General features: G+C 63.1%; 19 protein-coding genes and 1 riboswitch. Of the genes, 7 read left to right on the forward strand and 12 right to left on the reverse strand.

Features of this window, described 5'->3' with window-relative positions; genetic code table 11:
• Together MRBLPB4O_RS25255 and MRBLPB4O_RS25260 are read right to left on the reverse strand one after the other, a co-directional pair.
• Positions 1-453, reverse strand: coding sequence for a DUF1249 domain-containing protein (locus MRBLPB4O_RS25255; RefSeq protein WP_016501905.1), 453 nt, complete (start codon positions 451-453; stop codon positions 1-3).
• A complete protein-coding gene (locus MRBLPB4O_RS25260) occupies positions 444-1061 on the reverse strand; it encodes an NUDIX domain-containing protein (protein ID WP_341796921.1) in 618 nt (205 codons plus the stop codon). Before MRBLPB4O_RS25260 ends, MRBLPB4O_RS25255 begins: the two co-directional genes overlap by 10 nt.
• Positions 1062-1246: 185 nt before the next feature.
• Between MRBLPB4O_RS25260 and MRBLPB4O_RS25265 the strand changes: the two genes are divergently transcribed.
• On the forward strand, positions 1247-1993 hold the full coding sequence (locus MRBLPB4O_RS25265; RefSeq protein WP_043198160.1) for an RsiV family protein: 747 nt from the start codon (positions 1247-1249) through the stop codon (positions 1991-1993).
• Here MRBLPB4O_RS25265 and cytX read toward each other — a convergent pair.
• Both cytX and thiC read right to left on the reverse strand, forming a co-directional pair.
• The gene (gene cytX, locus MRBLPB4O_RS25270) at positions 1962-3245 is read right to left on the reverse strand and encodes a putative hydroxymethylpyrimidine transporter CytX (RefSeq protein WP_016501908.1); all 1284 of its coding nucleotides are present in this window, start codon (positions 3243-3245) and stop codon (positions 1962-1964) included. The genes MRBLPB4O_RS25265 and cytX overlap by 32 nt on opposite strands.
• 165 nt (positions 3246-3410) lie before the next feature.
• Positions 3411-5291: a phosphomethylpyrimidine synthase ThiC gene (thiC, locus tag MRBLPB4O_RS25275; RefSeq protein WP_341796922.1), complete on the reverse strand. Its 1881-nt coding sequence runs from the start codon at positions 5289-5291 to the stop codon at positions 3411-3413.
• Positions 5292-5446: 155 nt separating this feature from the next.
• Positions 5447-5553: riboswitch (TPP riboswitch) on the reverse strand.
• A gap of 160 nt (positions 5554-5713) precedes the next feature.
• On the opposite strand from thiC, the gene MRBLPB4O_RS25280 reads away from it, so the two are divergent.
• Positions 5714-7147 (forward strand): TolC family outer membrane protein, encoded by a 1434-nt coding sequence (locus tag MRBLPB4O_RS25280; protein WP_341796923.1) that lies wholly within the window; start codon positions 5714-5716, stop codon positions 7145-7147.
• 114 nt (positions 7148-7261) lie between these two features.
• On the opposite strand, the gene waaA is transcribed toward MRBLPB4O_RS25280, so the two are convergent.
• Together waaA and MRBLPB4O_RS25290 are read right to left on the reverse strand one after the other, a co-directional pair.
• A complete protein-coding gene (waaA, locus tag MRBLPB4O_RS25285) occupies positions 7262-8533 on the reverse strand; it encodes a lipid IV(A) 3-deoxy-D-manno-octulosonic acid transferase (protein ID WP_341796924.1) in 1272 nt (423 codons plus the stop codon).
• An 11-nt stretch (positions 8534-8544) separates the two neighbouring features.
• Positions 8545-9435: a LysR family transcriptional regulator gene (locus MRBLPB4O_RS25290; protein WP_341796925.1), complete on the reverse strand. Its 891-nt coding sequence runs from the start codon at positions 9433-9435 to the stop codon at positions 8545-8547.
• A gap of 87 nt (positions 9436-9522) precedes the next feature.
• On the opposite strand from MRBLPB4O_RS25290, the gene MRBLPB4O_RS25295 reads away from it, so the two are divergent.
• The 4 genes from MRBLPB4O_RS25295 to MRBLPB4O_RS25310 all read left to right on the forward strand — a co-directional run bounded on the left by MRBLPB4O_RS25295 (position 9523) and on the right by MRBLPB4O_RS25310 (position 13025).
• Positions 9523-9855 (forward strand): multidrug efflux SMR transporter, encoded by a 333-nt coding sequence (locus MRBLPB4O_RS25295; protein WP_008095055.1) that lies wholly within the window; start codon positions 9523-9525, stop codon positions 9853-9855.
• A gap of 161 nt (positions 9856-10016) precedes the next feature.
• Positions 10017-11192 carry an FAD-dependent oxidoreductase gene (locus MRBLPB4O_RS25300; protein WP_016501915.1) on the forward strand — a complete coding sequence of 392 codons (1176 nt, stop codon included), beginning with the start codon at positions 10017-10019 and terminating at the stop codon, positions 11190-11192.
• Positions 11189-12001, forward strand: coding sequence for an aldo/keto reductase (locus MRBLPB4O_RS25305; protein ID WP_341796926.1), 813 nt, complete (start codon positions 11189-11191; stop codon positions 11999-12001). The genes MRBLPB4O_RS25300 and MRBLPB4O_RS25305 overlap by 4 nt, the downstream gene beginning before the upstream one ends.
• Before the next feature lie 55 nt (positions 12002-12056).
• Positions 12057-13025: a metal ABC transporter ATPase gene (locus MRBLPB4O_RS25310; RefSeq protein ID WP_341796927.1), complete on the forward strand. Its 969-nt coding sequence runs from the start codon at positions 12057-12059 to the stop codon at positions 13023-13025.
• Positions 13026-13157: 132 nt separating this feature from the next.
• Here MRBLPB4O_RS25310 and hldE read toward each other — a convergent pair whose 3' ends face one another.
• The 3 genes from hldE to MRBLPB4O_RS25325 form a co-directional block, all read right to left on the reverse strand.
• Positions 13158-14579, reverse strand: a complete 1422-nt coding sequence (gene hldE, locus MRBLPB4O_RS25315) for a bifunctional D-glycero-beta-D-manno-heptose-7-phosphate kinase/D-glycero-beta-D-manno-heptose 1-phosphate adenylyltransferase HldE (protein WP_043198172.1) — start codon at positions 14577-14579, stop codon at positions 13158-13160.
• Positions 14580-14709: 130 nt separating this feature from the next.
• On the reverse strand, positions 14710-16518 hold the full coding sequence (gene msbA / locus MRBLPB4O_RS25320) for a lipid A export permease/ATP-binding protein MsbA (RefSeq protein WP_341796928.1): 1809 nt from the start codon (positions 16516-16518) through the stop codon (positions 14710-14712).
• A 15-nt stretch (positions 16519-16533) separates the two neighbouring features.
• Complete coding sequence (locus tag MRBLPB4O_RS25325) at positions 16534-17709, reverse strand: O-antigen ligase family protein (protein WP_341796929.1); 1176 nt, start codon at positions 17707-17709, stop codon at positions 16534-16536.
• Positions 17710-17810: 101 nt separating this feature from the next.
• On the opposite strand from MRBLPB4O_RS25325, the gene MRBLPB4O_RS25330 reads away from it, so the two are divergent.
• Positions 17811-18416 carry a toluene tolerance protein gene (locus MRBLPB4O_RS25330; protein ID WP_174370328.1) on the forward strand — a complete coding sequence of 202 codons (606 nt, stop codon included), beginning with the start codon at positions 17811-17813 and terminating at the stop codon, positions 18414-18416.
• 3 nt (positions 18417-18419) lie between these two features.
• Here the strand turns inward: MRBLPB4O_RS25330 and MRBLPB4O_RS25335 are convergent, their stop codons facing one another.
• From MRBLPB4O_RS25335 to MRBLPB4O_RS25345, 3 genes are all read right to left on the reverse strand, one after another.
• Complete coding sequence (locus tag MRBLPB4O_RS25335; protein ID WP_341796930.1) at positions 18420-19511, reverse strand: glycosyltransferase; 1092 nt, start codon at positions 19509-19511, stop codon at positions 18420-18422.
• Between the two features lie 37 nt (positions 19512-19548).
• Positions 19549-20322, reverse strand: a complete 774-nt coding sequence (locus MRBLPB4O_RS25340; protein ID WP_016501923.1) for a hypothetical protein — start codon at positions 20320-20322, stop codon at positions 19549-19551.
• 64 nt (positions 20323-20386) lie between these two features.
• Complete coding sequence (locus MRBLPB4O_RS25345) at positions 20387-21343, reverse strand: glycosyltransferase (protein WP_341796931.1); 957 nt, start codon at positions 21341-21343, stop codon at positions 20387-20389.
• Positions 21344-21346: the final 3 nt, after the last annotated feature.

The following is a 21346-nucleotide window of genomic DNA, read 5'->3' on the forward strand; positions in this document are numbered from 1 at the left end:
TCAGCGGACGCTTGCCAGTTCGTGGCCACAAGCCAGGCAGTGGCTCAGCCATTCACCGAGGAACAGGTTGAGCTGGGCCTTTTCGTCCGGCTGGTGCATGGCCTCATTCGGATACGGGTAAATACTGCGCAGGCGCCGGGTATGTTCGGCACTGACCACTTCGGCCATGCGCGCATCGTGGTAAACCTGCACTTCCAGGTGCGGCACCGGCAGCCACGGCAAGCTGTGCTCCTGACGCACGTGCAGGGTGGTGGTGTAAGGGCAGGCCAGCACCACGTCCAGTACCAGCACGCCGAGCATCTGGTCGCCCTGGGTCATGCCGATGCGGCGCGAGCTCTGGGTGGTACGCATATCGGGCAACAGGCGCATCAGCCGGGCGTAGTTGGCCTCGCAGGCAGCCTGCAGCCCGACCAGGTCGACTCGATAGCGCTCGCGCAGCAGGTTCACTTCCACATACCTCGTACTTCGTCACGGTTCAGCGCCAGCCATTGCAAGCCGATGATAGTCGCCGCGTTGCAGATGCGCCCGTCGCGCACCGCCTGCAGGGCATCCTCGAACGACCACACGCGCACGCGGATGTCTTCGCCCTCTTCTTCCAGGCCATGCAGCCCGCCCGCGCCCTTGCTGCTGCAACGACCAAGGAACAGGTGAACGTACTCGTCACTGCCGCCCGGCGACGGGAAGTAGCGGGTCATCGGCCACAGGGCGCTGAACGTCAGGCCGGCTTCTTCCTCGGCTTCGCGGTGGGCGACTTCCTCGGGTTGCTCATCCTTGTCGATCAGCCCGGCAACCATCTCGATCAGCCAGGGGTTGGCGACCTTGTCCAGTGCGCCGACGCGGAACTGCTCGATCAGCACCACTTCGTCGCGCAACGGGTCGTAAGGCAGCACACACACCGCATCATGGCGCACAAACAGTTCGCGGCTGATCTCGCGGCCCATACCCCCGGCAAACAGCTCGTGGCGCAGGTGCACCTTGTCGAGCTTGTAGAAGCCCTGGAAGCAGTTGGCCCGCTTGACGATCTCGACCGCCTTGGGCACCGAATTCAACGTGTCTGACATGGAAATCCTCGTTACCTCAATTACCGCTTCGCGCCATCCTACTCTGCACGCTTTCGCGTTTCACCCCTTTCCGCCAACCGTTCGCACACTCGGGACAGCGCGTCTTCACTCTGTTAGCTTAGTGGCGAACTGAAGGCCGCGCAGACGGTCAAAGGCCGACTTTTCCCTGTTCTGCAAGGATCATCATGACACTTGTCAAACTGACTTCCGTGGCCGTGCTGGCACTCGCTCTGGGCGCCTGCCAGAGCCTGTTCACGCCCAACTACCGGGCCCCGCTCGAGGTCAAGCGCGACGCCTGGGAGCATGTCAAACCCGGCTGCAGCGAAAGCGACTGCCCGCTGGTGAACATCGACATGGTCCACTTCCCGGCCCTGCCCGCGCTCGACGGCATCGTCGAAAAACGCCTGCTGCAACTGACCGAAGACAATCAGCATGGCACCGCGCCAAGCACCTTGCAGGCCTACGAACAGCAATACCTGGCCAGTGCCGACAAACGTAACAGCAGTTATCTGCAAGCAAAGGTACGCGAGCAGCATGACGGGCTGGTGATCATCGAGTTGTCCAGCTACCTGGACAGCGGTGGCGCCCACGGCATGCCTGGGCGCGGCTTCATCAACTATTCGCGCAAGCTGGACAAGGTGCTGACCCTGCAGGACATGCTGGTGCCAGGCCAGGAGGACACCTTCTGGAAAACCGTCGAGGAGTCGCACCGCGCCTGGCTGATGAGCGTGGGCATGGACAAGGACGCCGAGTTCGTCAAAACCTGGCCGTTCAAGAAGTCGCCGCACATCGCCCTGACGTACGGCGCAGTAGTGGTCAAGTACGAGGTCTATGCCATCGCGCCCTATTCCATGGGCCACGTGGAACTGAAGATCCCCTACCCACGCCTGAATGGCGTACTCAAGCCTGAACTGTTTCCCGGCCGCGGCTAAGGCTCAGTAACCCATGCAGCACACCTGCCAGCAGCAATGCTGGCAGGGTAGCCCCCAGTTCCGGTGCCTGCGCGGCAATCAGGTGGTAGACTGCCACCCCCGCAAACCAGGCCACCAGCGCCTGCCAGTGCAAGCCGCCGACCTGTGCCGGCAAGCGGCGACGACGAACCACGTAGTGGTCCATCAACACCACGCCGAACAGCGGCGCGAACACCGAACCGATCAGCAGCAGGAAGTTCTCGTACTGGGCCAGTGGCGCCAGCAGGGCGATCAGGGTGCACAGCACGCCGATGGCGAGCGCCAGGTGCTCGACCTTCACAGGCACCAGCACGCCGGTGGAAACCGCTGCCGAGTGGATGTCGGCGAAGGCCTTTTCCGACTCGTCCAGCAGAATGAGCAGCAACGGAATGCCCATGCCGGCGCCGGCCAGGGCCAGCAGCAGGGCATTGACCTCGCCACTGGCAGCGAAGGCCAGGGTGTAGGCCACGCCCAGGCTCATCAGCCAGGTGTTGCCGATGAAATAGCCAATGACCGTGCCGCCGAACACGTGCTTGCCGTTGCGGGCGAAGCGCGAATAGTCGGCGATCAGCGGCAGCCAGGACAGCGGCATGGCGATGACGATGTCGAAGCCCACGGCCAGCGACATCGAACCGTCACCGGCGCGGCCCCACAGTTCAGCCAGGTCGGCCTTGGCGAACAGATTCCAGGTCAGCCACAGGCAAGCCCCCAGCAGCACCCAGATACCCCAGGCGCGCAGCACCTTGCGTACGAAGGCCAGCGGCCCGCTGACGGCCAGCAAGGTGGCCAGGGCTCCAAAACACAGGGTCCAGAGCATCGGGCTGTTCCAGGCACTGTCCTCGCCGAACGCCCGCGCGCCCAGCAGGCTGGCGGCATCGCGCATGACGATGATCTCAAATGCGCCCCAACCTACCAGTTGCAGCAGGTTGAGCACAGCCGGCAAGCGCGCGCCATGGCTGCCCAGGCTGAGCTTCAGGGTGCCCATGGCCGAAAGACCGGTGTCGCTGCCGATGACACCGGCGGCGCCCAGCAACAACACCCCGACCCCGGTGCCCAGGGCGATGGCCAGCACCGCGCCAGCCAGGCCAAGGCCTGGCGCCAGCATGGCGCCGACTTGCAGCACCATCAGGCCGATGCCAAGGGAGAACCACAACGAGAACAGGTCGCGGGCGCCGAAGATGCGCTGGTGGGTGGGGACCGGGTGGTCGGGGGAGAACTGGCTGGGTGATGTCATGGTTGGCGCTCGCCGGCAATGTTGTTGGTGTTCTTGGCGAGGACTTCGTCCTCGAATCGCGACGCAAGGCCGCTCCCACAGGGGCCGCGCAGGCCTTAAACCTTGTGCGGTCCCTGTGGGAGCGGCCTTGTGTCGCGAAGGGGCCGCACAGCGGCCCCAGCGTTCTTACACTTTCTGGTACAGCTGGCTGCCTTCCTGGCGGAAACGCTCGGCCTGCTCACGCATACCTTGCTCGACCGTCACATCCACGGCCTCGATCTTGGCAGCGTACTCACGCACTTCCTGGGTGATTTTCATCGAGCAGAACTTGGGCCCGCACATCGAGCAGAAGTGCGCAACCTTGGCCGATTCCTTCGGCAGGGTCTCGTCGTGGAAGGCACGGGCGGTGTCCGGGTCCAGGCCGAGGTTGAACTGGTCTTCCCAGCGGAACTCGAAGCGTGCCTTGGACAGGGCGTTGTCGCGAATCTGCGCGCCCGGGTGGCCCTTGGCAAGGTCGGCGGCGTGGGCGGCGATCTTGTAGGTGATGATGCCGGTCTTGACGTCGTCCTTGTTCGGCAGGCCCAGGTGTTCCTTGGGCGTGACGTAGCAGAGCATGGCGCAACCGAACCAGCCGATCATCGCCGCACCAATGCCCGAGGTGATGTGGTCATAGCCCGGGGCAATGTCGGTGGTCAGCGGGCCGAGGGTGTAGAACGGCGCCTCGTCGCAGCACTCCAGCTGCTTGTCCATGTTCTCCTTGATCAACTGCATCGGCACGTGGCCCGGGCCTTCGATCATGCACTGCACGTCGTGCTTCCAGGCAATCTTGGTCAGCTCGCCGAGGGTTTCCAGCTCACCGAACTGCGCAGCGTCGTTGGCGTCGGCGATCGAGCCGGGGCGCAGGCCGTCACCCAGCGAGAAGCTGACGTCGTAGGCCTTCATGATTTCGCAGATCTCGTCGAAGTGCGTGTACAGGAAGTTTTCCTTGTGGTGCGCCAGGCACCACTTGGCCATGATCGAGCCACCGCGGCTGACGATGCCGGTGACGCGCTTGGCGGTCAGCGGCACATAGCGCAGCAGCACACCGGCATGGATGGTGAAGTAGTCCACGCCCTGCTCGGCCTGCTCGATCAGGGTGTCGCGGAACAGCTCCCAGGTCAGGTCTTCGGCCACGCCGTTGACCTTTTCCAGGGCCTGGTAGATCGGCACGGTACCAATCGGCACCGGCGAGTTGCGGATGATCCACTCGCGGGTTTCGTGAATGTGCTTGCCGGTGGACAGGTCCATGACCGTGTCCGAGCCCCAGCGGATGCCCCAGGTCAGCTTGGCCACTTCTTCCTCGATCGAGGAACCCAGGGCGCTGTTGCCGATGTTGCCGTTGATCTTCACCAGGAAGTTGCGACCGATGATCATCGGCTCGACTTCAGGGTGGTTGATGTTGGCCGGAATGATCGCGCGGCCACGGGCGATTTCCTGGCGGACGAATTCGGGGGTGATTTCTTTCGGGATGTTGGCACCGAAGCTGTGGCCGGCGTGCTGCTCGTTCAGCAGGCCAGCGGCGCGGGCTTCTTGCAGCTTCATGTTTTCGCGGATGGCGACGTATTCCATCTCGGCGGTGATGATGCCCTGGCGGGCATAGTGCATCTGCGAGACGTTGGCGCCAGCCTTGGCACGGCGCGGGTTGCGCACGTGGGCGAAACGCAGCTTGGCCAGTTCGGCGTCGTTCAGGCGCTGCTGGCCGAAGTCGGAGCTGAGCCCGCCCAGGCGCTCGGTGTCACCGCGGGCGTCGATCCAGGCCGAGCGCACATCGGCCAGGCCCTTGCGTACATCGATGATGACGTCGGGGTCTGTGTACGGGCCAGACGTGTCGTAGACCAGTACCGGCGCGTTGGTTTCGCCGCCAAAATCGGTCGGGGTATCGTCCAGGCTGATTTCACGCATGGGCACGCGGATGTCCGGGCGCGAGCCTTCGACATAAATCTTGCGTGAGCGCGGGAACGGTTGCACGGACTGCTGATCGACTTGTGCCGATTCGCTGAGGTTGATCGCTTTTTCTTGTTTGGTCATCACAGGCTCTCCAGACGGCTTCCTAGCAGTGGAATGTCGGGGAGAACCTGAAAAGCGCGGACGCACCCATGGACGAGTGCAGTGCCGGATATGGGGGTGCCTGAAGCTGCATGCAGCTGCGACATTCCCGGACCTGGCACAAGAGGCTCCCCGGGAAGGCGAGCAATCTTGTTCCCTACGCAGGCGCTAACCTGATCAGGTTCAACGGGATCCGCACCTCTGCGATCTCAGCCTTTGCTTCAAGGCACCCCGACAAGAACATGCGCAGTCTAGACTGGAGTGGTCGGCAAAGCCAAGCGGGTAAATGCGCGGTTGATGAAAGGCACACCGGGCGATTGTTGCCAGGGGCGCATGGCACTACACTGGCCCGTCACTCGATACTCAACAGTTCAGTAATTAAATTTCGTACAAGGATTGCCTCTATGCTGCGCAAACTCTCACTGGCGATTGCCGTGTCTTGTGCGTCCAACGGAGTGGCCTGGGCAGTGGACGTGCCCTCGACAGTCAAGACCGACCTGGTCAGCGTTTATCAGGAAGCGGTAGACAACAACGCCGACCTGGCTGCGGCACGTGCCGATTATGGCGCCCGCCGCGAAGTGGTGCCGCAGGCCCGCGCCGGGTTGCTGCCAAACCTCTCGGCCGATGCCGAGATGCTGAACACCCGCACCAAGCTGGACGAGCCTTCCATCACCTCCAACCGCAGCGGCAACTCCTGGAGCGCGACCCTGGCCCAGCCAATCTTTCGCGCTGATCGCTGGTTCCAGCTGCAGGCAGCCGAAGCGGTCAACGAACAGGCAGCGCTGGAGCTGTCGGCCACTGAACAGAACCTGATCCTGCAAACCGCGCAAAGCTACTTCGCCGTGCTGCGCGCACAGGACAACCTGGCCGCTACCAAGGCTGAGGAAGCCGCGTTCAAGCGCCAGCTGGACCAGTCCAACGAACGCTTCGATGTGGGCCTGTCGGACAAGACCGACGTGCTGCAATCCCAGGCCAGCTATGACACGGCCCGTGCCAACCGGATCATCGCCGAGCGCCAGGTCCAGGATGCCTTTGAAGCGCTGGTCACCCTGACCAACCGTGAATACACCTCGATTCAAGGCGTGGTGCATACCCTGCCGGTGCAGGTACCTACGCCAAACGACGCCAAGGCCTGGGTCGAAACCGCCGGCCGCCAGAACCTCAACCTGCTGGCCACCAACTATGCGGTTTCCGCCGCCGAAGAGACCCTGCGCCAGCGCAAGGCCGGCCATGCGCCGACCCTGGATGCAGTGGCCAAGTACCAGAAGGGTGACAACGACAGCCTCGGCTTTACCAACCCTTCGCAGTTGGGCGTGCGCTACAGCGGCGACGTGGAACAGACCAGTGTTGGCCTGCAGTTGAACATCCCGATCTACAGCGGTGGCCTGACCAGCTCGCAGGTACGCGAGGCCTACCAGCGCCTGAGCCAGAGCGAGCAGCAACGTGAAAGCCTGCGCCGCCAAGTGGTGGAAAACACCCGCAACCTGCACCGCGCGGTGAACACCGATGTGGAACAGGTGCAAGCACGCAAGCAGTCGATCATCTCCAACCAGAGCGCGCTGGAAGCCACCGAAATCGGTTACCAGGTGGGTACCCGCAACATCGTCGACGTGCTCGACGCGCAACGCCAGCTGTACACCTCGGTACGCGACTACAACAACAGCCGCTATGACTACATCCTCGACAACCTGAGCCTGAAGCAGGCAGCCGGTACCCTCAGCCCGCAGGACCTGCAGGACCTCAAGCGTTACCTGAAACCGGACTACAACCCGGACAAGGACTTCCTGCCGCCAGACCTGGCTGCGGCAGCGGCCAAGAACTTTGAGCGCCGCCCTTGAGTTAGGTGATGAATTCTTCGCGGGCTCGCCCGCTCCCACAGGGTTTGCACAGCCCTCGAACCCTGCATCAGGCCTGTGGGAGCGGGCGAGCCCGCGAAGAAGCCAGTGCAAAAGTCAGCGGATAAGCGCATCCAGGCCATCGAGCAAGCGCTGCAACGCGCCCTGATTGGCCCGCATCACCGCCCTGCCCGCCTCGCCCATGCGCTGGGCGTCCTGCGGCAGTTCCACCAGACGGCGCACCGCACCGGCCAGCCCGTCAGCATCATCAACCTGCTGCAACGCACCCGCCTCGCGCAGCATCGCGCTGATTTCGAGGAAGTTGAACACATGCGGCCCCATGAGCACCGGCAAGGCCAGCGCCGCAGGCTCCAACGGATTGTGCCCACCGGTCGGCACCAGGCTACCACCGACGAAGGCAATGTCGGCCAGGGCATACAGGAACAGCAACTCACCCATGGTGTCGCCCAGCAACACGCGGGTTTGCGCATCGACCGGCGCTGCCGAAGAACGGCGCACGGTGGTGAATTGCTCGCTGCACAGCGCATGCACCGCATTGAAGCGCTCGGGATGGCGCGGCACCAGGATCAGCAAGGCATCGCCATGCACCTGCAACAACTGCCGATGCGCCTGCAAAATCAGCGCATCCTCGCCGTCATGGGTACTCGCGGCAATCCACACCGGGCGCTGTTCGGCGCCCCATTGCTCACGCAATGCCCTGGCTCGCGGCAACAGTTGCCCGTCGACCTGCAAGTCGAACTTGATCGAACCGGTGACCTGCACGCACTCAGGGCGCGCGCCCAGGTCACGAAAGCGTTGCGCCTCGGTTTCGGTCTGCACGGCGATCAGGCTCATTTCCGCCAGCATCGGCCGAGTCAGTTTGGCAAAGCGCCCGTAGCCGCGTGCCGAACGCTCGGACAATCGCGCGTTGGCCAGCGCCACCGGAATTCCGCGTTTGGCGCACTGGTGGATGTGGTTGGGCCACAGCTCGGTTTCCATGATGATGCCCAGCTTCGGCTGCACATGGTCGAGAAATCGCCCGGCCGCCCACGGCAGATCGTAGGGCAGGTAGCAATGCTGTACGCGTGGTTCGTCGGCGAACATGGCGCGAATACGCTCGGAACCGGTCGGTGTCATGCAGGTAAGCGTGATCGGCAATTCCGGGTAGGCCTTGAGCAAGGCACGCACCATGGGCGCGGCAGCAATGCTCTCGCCAACCGACACAGCATGTACCCAGATGCCGCCCTGGCGCATTGCCGGCAGCTTGCAAGCAAAGCGCTCGCCGATGCGTTGCCCATAGGCAGGCGCCTTGCGTGCGCGCAGGTACAGGCGCAGCGCAACCAGCGGCAGGCCCAGGTGAAACAGCAAGGTATAGAGTGTTCTGTTCATGGCGCCGGAGTTTACCCGATCGCGCGCAGGTGCACCGCAAAGCGCTCGGCCAGCCACTGCGCGGCCGGCCCCAGGGGCGCATCACGGCGCCAGGCCAGTTCCGCCACCAGCGCCGGCGGGCGCCACTCGCTATCGAGCTCGACCATGTGCGCCTGGTAGGTCGGGTACTGCACCACGTGCCGCGGCAGCCAGGCCCAGCCCAGGCCGCGCATCAGCAGTTCGGCCATGGCGTAGAAGCTGTCGGCACGCCATACCTGCGGGCTGATCGCCTCGCCGCCTGGGTAACCGCTTTGTTGTGGCGTGATCAGCAACTGCCGGTGGCGCGCCAGTTGCTGGCGGGTGACCCGGCCTTCGCCCGCCAGCGGGTGGCCGACTGCGCAAACCGTGACCATCTCCACACTGCCCAGCGCCCGCCGCTCCAGCGATGCCGGGATGCTTTCGTGGTGGAAGAACAGGCCCAGATCGGCGCGCCGCTCCACCAGCTTGCGCGCCACATCGCCCTGGGCACCGCTGGCCAGTTGCACCTCCAGAAACGGGTAGCGGCTGGCCAGCTCGTCCAGGCTGTCGATCACCGGCTGGTAAGGCATGGCTTCGTCCTGGGCACCCCGCAGCAAGGCCTCCTGCCCGCGCATCAAGGCCAGGGCACGGCCGTCCAGGTGTTCGCACTGACGCAACAGTTCGCGGGCATCTTCCAACAACGCGCTGCCATTTTCGGTCAGGTTCGGTTGCCGGCCGCTGCTGCGCTCGAACAACGTGACACCCAGGTCTGCTTCCAGCAGGGCGATGGCATTACTGATAGCCGATTGAGCCTTGCGTTGTTCGCGGGCAACGGCAGAAAAGGAGCGCAATTCGGCGACGCGCAGAAAAATTCGCAGCTGCTCCAGGTTCCATTGCTCAGCCATCATCCTATCCCCATATCTGATAGGTAATGACTTTACCGCATCTGGGCAAGGTCTAGAATGCCCGACCAGTTACCAGAGGACCCCGCCATGAATGCCTATACCTATCTCGCCATCGCCATCTGCGCCGAAGTTATCGCCACTGCCTCCATGAAAGCAGTGAAAGGCCTGAGCACGCCACTGCCCCTGCTGCTGATGGTGGTTGGCTACGGCATTGCGTTCTGGATGCTGACCCTGGTGGTGCGCAGCATTCCGGTGGGGATCGCCTATGCCATCTGGTCGGGGCTGGGGATTGTGCTGATCAGTGTGGCGGCGCTGGTGATCTATGGGCAGAAGCTGGATGTGCCGGCGATGCTGGGCATGGCCATGATTGTGGGTGGGGTGGTGGTGATTCAGCTGTTCTCCAAAACAGCCGGGCATTGAGACAACCTGTGTGGGCCTCATCGCCGGCAAGCCAGCTCCCACAGGGATAGTGGAAGTTGCAGGCTCTGCACTATCCCTGTGGGAGCTGGCTTGCCGGCGATAGGGCCCTCACAGGTATAGCCTGTATACTTGCCAGCTGTCCCAGTCTTCGAGGTACCGCCATGCCATCTGCCATTTCCACTGACGTGCTGATCGTCGGCGCCGGGGTCGCAGGCCTCTGGCTCAATGCCCGCCTACGCCGCCAGGGCTACTCGACAGTGCTGGTGGAACGCGCCAGCCTTGGCGGTGAGCAGACGATAAAGTCGCAGGGCATCATCCACGGCGGCACCAAGTACGCCCTGCACGGTGCCCTTACCGGCGCCTCGGAAGCCATCGCCGACATGCCGCGCCGCTGGCGTGAGGCCTTGGCTGGCGACGGCGAACTCGACCTCGGCCGTACCCGTCTACTCTCCGATGCCCACTACCTGTGGTCACCCGGCACCCTGGCCGGCAACCTCACCAGTTTCTTCGCCAGCAAGGCCGTGCGCGGCCGGGTCGACCAGGTCAAGGGCGACCAGCTGCCGCCCGCGCTGCAGGACCGCGCCTTCAAGGGTAAGGTTTATCGCTTGGCAGAACTGGTGATTGATGTCCCGAGCCTGCTGGCCAACCTGGCCGAGCTGGCCGGCGACTCCTTGCTTGCAGGTGAGCGCATCGAACCATTGCGTGAAGGTGATGCCTTGGTTGGCTTGCGCGTGGATGACCGGGAAATCCGTGCCCAGCGCATCGTGTTGAGCGCCGGTGCCGGCACCGAAGGTTTGCTGCAGGCGCTGGGCCTGGACCAGCCAGCCATGCAAACCCGCCCGCTGCACATGGTCATGGCCAAGGGCCCGAACCTCAAACCTTTGTACGCCCACTGCCTCGGTGGCGGGCCCAAGCCACGGGTGACGGTGACCACCCACCCGGCAGCCGATGGCCAGTGGGTGTGGTACCTCGGCGGCGACCTGGCGGAAGCCGATGGCGTAGCGCGCGAGCCTGCAGCGCAGATTGCTGCGGCACAGAAGGAAATCGCCAACCTGTTGCCATGGGTTGACCAGAGCCTGGTGCGCTGGGCCACCCTGCGCGTCGACCGCGCCGAACCTGCGCAATCCGGCCTGGTACGCCCGGACAACGCCTTCCTTGCCGACCAGCAGCGCCTGCTGGTGGGCTGGCCGACCAAGCTGGCACTGGCACCGGACTTCAGTGACCGGGTCATCGCCCATCTGGAGCGCGACGGCATCCGCCCGCAGGCACAAGCCGACCTGGCCGACCTGCCACGCCCCCCCCTGGGCGTGCCGGCCTGGGAGCACTTGCTGCCATGAGCCTGCCCACCCTGCACGACTTCCACCGCCCGCTGGGCAGCACCGGTTTCCAGGTTTCGCCACTGGGCCTGGGCACGGTCAAGCTGGGCCGCGACCAAGGTGTGAAGTACCCCACCGGTTTCACCATCCCCGACGATGACGAAGCCCGCATGCTGCTGGCCCAGGCCCGCGAGCTGGGCATCAACCTGATCGACACCGCCCCCGCTTATGGCCGCAGTGAAGAACGCCTGGGCCCGCTGTTGCGCGGCCAACGCGATGAGTGGGTGATCGTCAGCAAGGTAGGAGAAGAATTCGACAACGGCCAGTCGCACTTCGACTTCAGTGCCGCCCACACCCGCCGTTCGGTGGAGCGCAGCCTGCGCCGCCTGGAAACCGACCGCATCGAACTGGTGCTGGTGCATTCCGACGGCAACGACCTGGCGATCCTCGAACAGCAGGAGGTCTACCAGACCCTGGCGGAGCTCAAGCAGGAGGGCAAGATCCTCGGCTTCGGCCTGTCCGGCAAGACCGTGGCCGGTGGCCTGAAAGCACTGGAACAAGGCGACTGCGCCATGGTTACCTACAACCTCAACGAGCAGGCAGAACGCCCGGTGCTGGACTACGCTGCCGAACACGGCAAGGCCATCCTGGTAAAGAAGGCCCTGGCCAGCGGGCACGTCTGCCTGGCCCCGGGCGTTGACCCGGTGCAGGCAAGCTTCGAGCTGCTGTTCGCCCACCCGGGCGTCAGCAGTGCTATCGTCGGCACCATCAATCCGCTGCACTTGGCCCACAACGTGGCTACCGTCGCCCGCATCCTGGGCCAGCACTGAGTTGCCCCTGGCCCAACAAGGGCCAGGAGAATGACCCGACGCAAGGAGGAGCCTCGTGGCGCGAACGCTGATCCGCAAGAACCCGAGCAACTTCAAGACACTGCCACTGCATGTCGAAGCCACACCCGAAGGCCTGATCTACCAGAGCATCGGCATGCCACTGAACTTTGCCCAGACCCAACAGCGGCGCAAGGCCATCCAGCTGCCCGACACGCAGCGCTTCGTGGTCGAACTGGCCAACCTGGGTGTGTCGGTGCGCCTTACCCTGCATTGGCAAAACCGAGATTACTGGGTGTTGGTGCGCCAGCGCCGGCAAGACCGTGGCGATGTGGTGCTGAAACTGATTTCTGGGTATGTACCGGCGCAGGAGCTGAACCTGCCGTTGCACACGGCAGTTCAGGAAGTGGCTGAGGAATGCCTGCTGGAAACCCCGGAAGGCTGGTTAGGCGGGCGCTTCAACGAAACCTGGCTGCCCGTCCCATACGCCGCTGCCCTGCACTACCGCGAAACACCGCACTTCCTGCTGGCCCCCGAGTCCGGTGCCGCGCGGCCCGTGCACTGCGGCAACCTGATGCTGCTGGAGCGGCCAAGGGCCTATGTGCACTTGCCCACCGCATCGCTGCAGCTGATCTACGACATGCGCCTACAGGTGCCTCGTGAAGCCAAGAAACTCAGCCTGTTCCACGTCGATGAGCGGCTGGAGGGCGGCCAGTTGGTAGCGCGGCTCAACCGCAAACGGCCAGACCTGTACCTGATGCCGTTGAAAGACGGCCACCCGCTGGCGGAGCTGTATACGCTGAAGAAGGATGAGCTGGTGCCGGCGAGCACACGCGGGCTGTATCTGGCTGAGAGTTTCGCCCGGCAGGAAGGCTGGGTGGTGACCGACGAGCGGGTGCGCTGGAAGGACTGGGTGAAGCAGCAGGGGTTGGTGGAGAGCAAACCGGCACGGTCATCGCACCTGCAGCGGTTTGGCGACAAGGCCCGGGCATTGCTGGAGCGGGCGCGTACTAGCCTGCACAAGTGATACTGGGGCTGCTTTGCAGTCCGTTCGCGGCACAAGGCCGCTCCTACAGGAGATTGTGTAGGCCCTGAGCTATGCGATCCCTGTAGGAGCGGCCTTGTGCCGCGAATGGGCCGCAAAGCGGCCCCGGCTGTATCAGTTCTTGCGAATCTTCTCGACAATCGCGGTGGTCGAGCTGTTCTCGACCAGGCCAAGCACCTTCACAGTGCCGCCATATGCCTTGACGATATCAGCGCCTACCACCTGGTCTATGCCATAGTCGCCACCCTTGACCAGCACATCCGGCTTGACCTGGCTCAGCAGGTTTTCCGGGGTGCCTTCCGGGAAGCTGATCACCCAGTCCACCGCGCCCAAGCCGGCCAGCACGGCCATGCGCCGGTCGACGCTGTTGATCGGCCGGCCCGGCCCTTTCAAACGGCTGACCGAAGCGTCGTCGTTGACCGCGACGATCAGCCGATCGCCCTGGGCCCGCGCCTGCTCCAGGTAGGTGACGTGCCCGGCATGGAGGATGTCGAAGCAGCCATTGGTGAAGACGATCTTCTCTTTGTGCGCCCGCGCGTCATCGATGGCCAGCAGCAGTTGCTCCAGGCCCAGCACGCCGCGCTCGGAACCTTCTTCACGCTGGATCGCCCGGCGCAGTTCCGGGGCACTGATCGCAGCCGTACCCAGCTTGCCGACCACGATGCCGGCCGCCAGGTTGGCCAGGGCCACCGCGTGGGGCAGGTCCTCGCCAGCCGCAATGGCCGCCGCGAGGGTGGAAATGACGGTATCACCGGCACCGGTCACATCGAACACTTCACGCGCCCGCGCCGGCAGGTGCAGCGCCGGCTGGCCAACGCGCAGCAGGGTCATGCCGTGCTCGCCACGGGTTACCAGCACGGCGCCCAGGTCCAGATCCTGCAGCAGCTGCAAGCCTTTGGCGACCAGTTCGGCCTCATCGGCGCAACGGCCAACGATAGTCTCGAACTCGCTGAGGTTCGGGGTGATCAGGCTGGCGCCGCGGTAGATGGAAAAATCCTTGCCCTTGGGGTCGGCCAGCACCGGAATGCCCTTGGCCCGTGCTGCCTGGATCAGGCTTTGGTGATTCTTCAGCGCGCCCTTGCCGTAGTCCGACAAGACCAGCACCTTGACGCCTTCGAGCAGGCTGTCGACTTCGGCACCCAGCGACAGCGGGTCGGTGGCGAACGGCTCTTCGAAATCGATACGCAGCAGCTGCTGGTGACGGCTCATGACCCGCAGCTTGACGATGGTCGGCTGGTGCGCGATGCGCTGGAACACCGAACGCACGCCCGCAGCCTGAAGGCTGTTGGCGAGGCTGTCGGCGGCCTCGTCCTGGCCGGTAACGCCGATCAGCGACGCCGGTGCGCCCAGGGCGGCGATGTTCAAGGCAACGTTGGCCGCGCCGCCGGGGCGATCCTCGATCTGATCGACCTTGACCACCGGCACTGGCGCTTCAGGCGAAATACGCGAAGTACCGCCATGCCAGTAGCGGTCGAGCATGACATCGCCGACCACCAGAACCGGGGCTTGATCGAAACGCGGCATGGACAACTTCATGGGCAACCCATATGGAAATAATGAACAGGGGCAGGATATTAGCACAGGGTAGACGACGGCTTTACGGCCAGATCGCCCCCGGAAAATTCCCGTGACAATCGGGGCCGTTACGGCCCCGATCAGGGAGGACTCAGGTGATATCGGCCTTGGCCGGCTCATCCAGCCCCATGGCATGCAGGCGGGCATAATGGCCATTAGCCGCGAGCAGCTCGGCATGGGTGCCACGCTCTACCAGACGCCCCTGGTCCATGACCAGGATCTGGTCGGCCTTCTCGATGGTCGAGAGGCGGTGGGCGATCACCAGCGTGGTGCGCCCTTGCATCACGTGGTCCAGGGCAGCCTGGATGTGCCGCTCGGATTCGGTATCCAGGGCCGAGGTGGCCTCGTCGAGAATCAGCAGTGGAGCGTTTTTCAGCAGTGCCCGGGCAATGGCCAGGCGCTGGCGCTGGCCGCCGGAGAGCAGCACGCCGTTTTCACCCACGTCGGTGTCGAAGCCCTTCGGCAAGCGGTCGACGAACTCCTTGGCATAGGCATCGGCCGCAGCGGCTTCGATGTCTGCGCGCGGGGCACCCGCCAGATCGCCATAGGCAATATTGTTGGCCACAGTGTCGTTGAACAGGGTGACGTGCTGGGTCACCTGCGAAACGTGGCGGCGCAGGTTGCGCAGGCGGTAGTTCTCGATCTCCACGCCATCGAGCAGGATCTGCCCTTGGTCGTGGTGATAGAAGCGCGGGATCAGCGACGCCAGGGTCGACTTGCCACTGCCAGAGCGGCCAACCAGGGCAATCATCTGCCCAGGCTCGGCGACAAAGCTGATGTCGCTCAGCACTTCACGCTCGGTACCCGGGTAGGTGAAGCTCAGGTTGCGCACTTCAAGGCGCCCTTCCACGCGGTCTTTCTCGACAGTACCAGTGTCCAGTTCAGGCTCTTCGTCCAGTTGCTCGAAGATGCTTTCTGCACCCGCCAGGCCCTTCTGGATGGTCGAGCTGACTTCCGACAACTGGCGAATCGGCTTGGGCAGCAAGCCGGCAGCGGTAATGTAGGCCACCAGGTCACCGGCGGTAGACTCACCGCGCAGGAACAGCACCAGGAACATCAGCGCGGCCATGGCGCTGTAGATCACCAGCTGCAGCATCGGCGTATACAGCGAGCCGGTCTTGGTCATGCGCAGCTGCTTGTCGGTGTTGCTCTGGCTGGCCTTGCTGAAACGCCGCTGTTCGTAGGCCTCGCCGCCGAAGCTGCGCACCACGCGGTAACCCTGGATGGTTTCCGACGCGACGTGGGTGACGTCGCCCATGGCCACCTGGATCTTCTTGCTCTGCTTGCGGAATTTCTTGCTGGCGATGCTGACCATCACCGCAATCACCGGGAGGATGGCAACCATGACCAAGGTGAGGTGCCAGTTCATCCACAGCAGGTAGGCAAACAGGAACACCACGGTCAGGCCTTCACGGATGACCACCTTGATTGCATCGGTGGCAGCACCGGTGACCATGGTCACGTTGAAGGTGATACGCGAAATGAGGTGCCCGGAGTTGTGATTGTCGAAGTAGCGGTTGGGCAGTACCAGCAGCTTGTTGAACAACTCCACGCGCAGGTCGTGCACCAGGCACAGGGAAACCTTGGCCAGGAAATAGTTACCAAGGAACGACCCAAGGCCCTGCCACGCAGCGATCAGGATGATCAGCAACGGCACGGCCTGCAGCAATTGCAGGTCGCGCAGGTAGGGGACATTGGGGAACAACACCGCTTCAGGGTTGCTCAGCCCGTCGACAAAGTACTTCAGGATGCCGGCCAGCATCGGCTGGGTCGAGGCAAAGATCACGAAACCGACAATGCTCAGCAGGAAAATGCCGACATAGGGTTTCACATAGCCCAACAGCCGGAAGTAGATCTTCAGGCTGGAGGTGTGCTCCGCCGGTCGCGGGGTTTCGGCCATTATCGAGCTCGCTGTTCAGGTTGAACCGGAAATTTTACCACAGGCGTCATTTTCGGCACGCCTCCATGGCAGCATCATGGCAAGGCCGACAGGCAGCCAGCTGATAAACCATTCGGCACGTGGCGTACCGGTGAGGCTGGCGGCATCGAACTGCATGGCCAGGGTCGAATACACCCAGAAGCCCAGCAGGAGCTTGCCAAACAGCGTGCCGCGCGCGCGAATGATTTCACCCAGGGTGAACAACCACACCATGACCCAGAGCAGCATGCCCGGCAGGCCCATCTCTACGGCAACGTGGGTGAACATGTTGTGGGTGTGGTCAAAATGTTTGCCCACCGCACTGACGTCGTAGGCAGCCCCCAGGCCCAGGCCGGTCCAAGGGTGGGCGGCAATCATGTCGACCACGGCATGGAAAATTTCCGGCCGGTAGGATGAGCCGCGCTTGGCGATCAGGTCGTACACCACATAGAAAGCAACGCCGGTAGCAATGACTGCCAGGATGGAAAACACCCGGCTGTGGCGGTCACGGAACCACAGCGGCGCCATGATGACGGTGAGTACCAGGGCCAAAAGCGCGCCACGGCTCTGGCTAAGCATGGCAAACGCCCCCAGGCACGCCAGTGCCGCCAGCCACAAGAGCTGCAGGCCACGGTGCCGAGGCGGCTCGTAAAGCATGAAAAGCACCGCCGTACCGACGACGTATGCACCCAGGATGGGGTGCGATATTTCACCGATACCCTGCAGGCGGGCCCGCCAAGGCATGCCAAGCACGCCATAGAAATGAATGACCGAAACCAGAGCGGCAACAGCCAGCAAGGCACTACCGAGCAGCAACAGCTGGCGAATCCTCGCCAGGCCAAGCTGGGCCAGCAACGGAAACGCCAGCAGGAACACCAGAATGTAGACCAGGCGCTTGATCTCACGCCCCGGGTCCTCTGCCGATGACCAGACCAGGCTCAGCCCACTCCAGGCCAACAGCAACAGCAAACTCATCCACAGCGCCGGCTGACGCTTCCAGGCCTGCACCAGCACCTCGCGGGCGGACCATGCCAGCACCAGCGTTGGCAGCCACAGGAACAACACCAGGCCTTGCTGATAAATCTTGTTGCTCGGCGCCAAGGCAATCGCCGCCAGGAACCAGACCAGACCCAACCCCAACCAGACCCGTGCCCAGTTTTTTTGATACAACATCCTTTTCCCCCGATGAATCAAAGACACCATCCATGGTGCTACCGCATTATTTTCGGCATTATTGCCGGTCATTTTGCTCGCCAGACGACAAGGCTCTATTCATGCAATGCTCCCGGCTCACCCAGGTCGACTTCGATCAGCTGACACAAGGCGCACAGGTGCTTGAGGCAGACAGCCATGGCGCCAAAGTCTACCTGCTCGCGGATGGTAATTTCCTCAAGGTTTTTCGTAGGAAGCGGCTGATTTCATCTGCATTGCTGCGTCCCTACTCGCAGCGCTTCGTCGATAACGCCGCGCGCCTGGCGCAACTTGGCATCCCCACCCTCGAGGTGATCAGCCAGCACAAGCTCGACCTGCCAGGCCGCACCGCCGTGCTTTATCGCCCGCTACCCGGGCGCACCTTGCTGCAAATGTCGCGCGATGAAGGCTTCAGCTGGGACACTTACCTGCCGGAACTGATCCAGCTGGTCCGCCAGCTGCACCGCAGCGGCGTGTACTTCCGCTCGCTGCACCTGGGCAATGTGGTGGTCACCCCTGAGCAGCAGCTCGGCCTGATCGATGTTGCCGACATGCGTTTCCTGCGCCCGCCGCTGTCGGCACGCATGATTCGGCGCAATGTGCAGCACATGGTGCGCTATATCGAGCGGGAGAACCTGGGTGACCGGTTCCCCCTCGCCGCCTTCGAGGCAGCCCTGCTGGCGCGCTGACGGTCAGTTGCGCAACAGGCTCTGCGAGCCGTTGCAGAAGGCCTGCCAGGCCTGCTCCGGCGCCAGCGCCTGGCGCTGCCTGGCGGCTACCGCCGGGGCACCGATTGCCGTACAGCGCTCGATCGCCTCAGCCCAGGCGCTTTCGTCGGCAATGGGCAGGTAGCCACCGGTATCGCGCAACTGCTCGCGGAACACCTGAAGGTCACTGCACACCACCGGCACATCGGCCATCACGGCCTCTTGCACCACCAGCCCGAGGCCTTCGGAACGCGAAGGCACCAATAGCCAGTCGAATGCCCGATACAGCTGCTGCAGGTCTTCACGGTGACCGCGCAGGTGAACACGCCCGGCCAGGCCCAGCGCGTCGATACGCGCCTGCAGCACGGCATGCTGCGGCCCCTCACCAATGATCGCCAACTGCAGGCCCGGTTGCCGTGCATTGGCCTTGGCGAATGCCTCGATCAGCATTTCAAAGCCTTTGCTCTCTACCAACCGCCCTACCGCGCCCAGCATCACCCCGTCGGCCTGAGGTAATTGCAGCGCCTGCCTGGCCTGGTCCCGGCTCAGCAACGGCTCGACGAACGCCAGCGGATCAAGCGCCATGCGCAGGGTCTGCACCGGCCGACCCAGGTCATGCTCCAGCGATTCAGCCAGCGTATGCGACACGGCCGCGATGCTCAGCCGCTCGGCCGGGAGCATACGCAACAGGCGAATATCGCTGCTGTTCAGACGCGTCTTGCCATGGAACAGCACCTTGGCCCGCACCTGGGGAATGTTCTGCAACAGCGGCAGTACCAGCCGCGCGACACCAATACCGTCGAGCAGCACGATTTCTGCCTTGGCCTCGGTCAGCGCCTTGCGCAAGCGCATGCGCAACCACGGCCGCAGCAGGCGCCACAGGTGTCGCCCTTTCAGCGCACGTGGCGGCATGTGCCACTCCCGCGTCGAACCGAGCCCACAGCAGAGCCCGCTACCCAGCAGCAACCAGTTACTGATCCGGGCATCGTTACCGGCATGCGACAGCACTTGCCGATGCACCTTGTGGATGGACATGTACGGCGTTCCACCCGCCCACATCATATTGACGATGTTCATGGGCCCTCTCCCGCTCATGTCAGGTGGGACAGCGACTTCATTGAACAAAAAGGGTGATACCCATGCCGATCAAGGCACCTGTCACCAGCGTCAATGCCAGTTTGATCCGATCACGTTGGCGACGCTTGGCCTTGCGCTCCACTTCAATGGGCAAGGTCACGTGATTGCCAAATCCAGTGTGCAATACTGCATCACCCTCTAAGGTGACCGCTGTCAGATTTAACTCAGCGTAGCGTCGGGAAAGCGCCTTCTCTCCAGCATAGGCGGCAAATGGCGCACAGCGCTGGTAATCGCTCAATCGACGCAGGCCGGGGTTGAGCGAAAACGCCTGCCATTCGGCCTTGTCGGACAGCAGCGGGTAGCACGGCACACCGGCGATGATCTGGCGATCGCCCAGGTGGATGTACGGGCTGTGGACGGCCAGGTCATGGGCATGGCTGCGCAGCCACACCTGCAACAGGTTGGGGCTGACATCCAGGATGGCCCGCGAGTCTTCGACGAAGCCCTGGCGGTAGAAATGCCAGTCGTCTTCGCAGTGGAAAATGTACGGCGTCTTGACGTGGCTGTAGGCCAGGTCGATTGACGGCAACTGGCCGAGTTTGGGCCGGTTCACGAACACCTTGCAGTACGGTTTCCAGTGCTCTGGCACAGCGCCATGCACGGCATCGTCACCGGAATCTTCGGTGATGAACACTTCGCGAATGGGCGCGGTGTTGTAGCGATCGAAACTCTCAAGGGTATCTTTGAGCAGATCGAACCGCCCACAACTGGTCACGACAAGCGTGACATCACTTTCTTCTGAAAAGCGCACCGGACTCCCTCCGCATTGCGACTATCGGCTTTCAACACCCGCTCCTGGGCGCGAAAGCTCTTGTTTAGATGCCCAGTTTCAGGCGCAGCCGCTGCCATGCAGACAACGGTGGGTGAGGCCTGAGCGCGGGGCGCATGTGGTCGACGATGCTACGTCCAACTGCGGCGAAACTGAAACGGGAAACCGCCAGATGGCGGCCATTTTCTGCAATCTGCCGGGCCAGTTCAGGGTTTGCACGCAAACGGCGGAGCTTTTCCTGAAGGGTCGGGATGTTGTCATAGAACACCACGTTGTGCATGTCCTGCAGGCCCAATGCGCGGTTTTCTTCCTCGCCCTGGTCGTACGCCAGCAACACGCAACCACAGGCCATGGCTTCGAAGTTCTTGATCATGTATTCGCCCATGCCGACGTCGGCACTGACGAAGAAACGAATACGGTTGAGCGTGTTGCAATAGTCATCACCCGACTTGGTACGGGTTACCAGCAGGTTCTCGACCTGCCCCAACTCGTCCAGCAGCGCCTTGCGACCGCTGTAGGCCACGCTGTTGACACTGCCGACGAAGGCCAGTTCGATGTCGCGCTCACGCCCTTGGTCGGCGAGCAACTGCTCGTCATAGCCCTTGGGCACGAACACCGCATCGAAACCTTCCTGGCGCAGGCGCTCGCTGACCATGTAGCCAGAGCTGATCACCCGTGCCCATGGCAATTGGCGGTAATGAGCGCTGAATTTGCCGGTGTACTTGCACGGAATGTAGTTCTGGTAGGCGTCGTGCTCGAGGATCACCAGGTTCGGTACGGTGCGGATGAAGGCCACTTGGCGGATTTCCTGCTTGAAGCGCAGGAAGAACACGATGCGGTCATAGCGCTCGACCTGCACTTCGCGCTTGAAATAGCGACGCAGGTTGCGCTGGTCTTCGCTGGTCAGCCAACGCAGGTCGCACTCGCAGTTGGCCGCGACGCCATCGTACAGGCGGTCGAGAATCGCCCGCTGTTCCTTCTGCACCAGAAATAGGACTTTCATTGC

The sequence above is a fragment of the Pseudomonas sp. LPB4.O genome (assembly GCF_038383825.1).
GTDB classification, from domain to species: Bacteria; Pseudomonadota; Gammaproteobacteria; order Pseudomonadales; family Pseudomonadaceae; genus Aquipseudomonas; species Aquipseudomonas putida.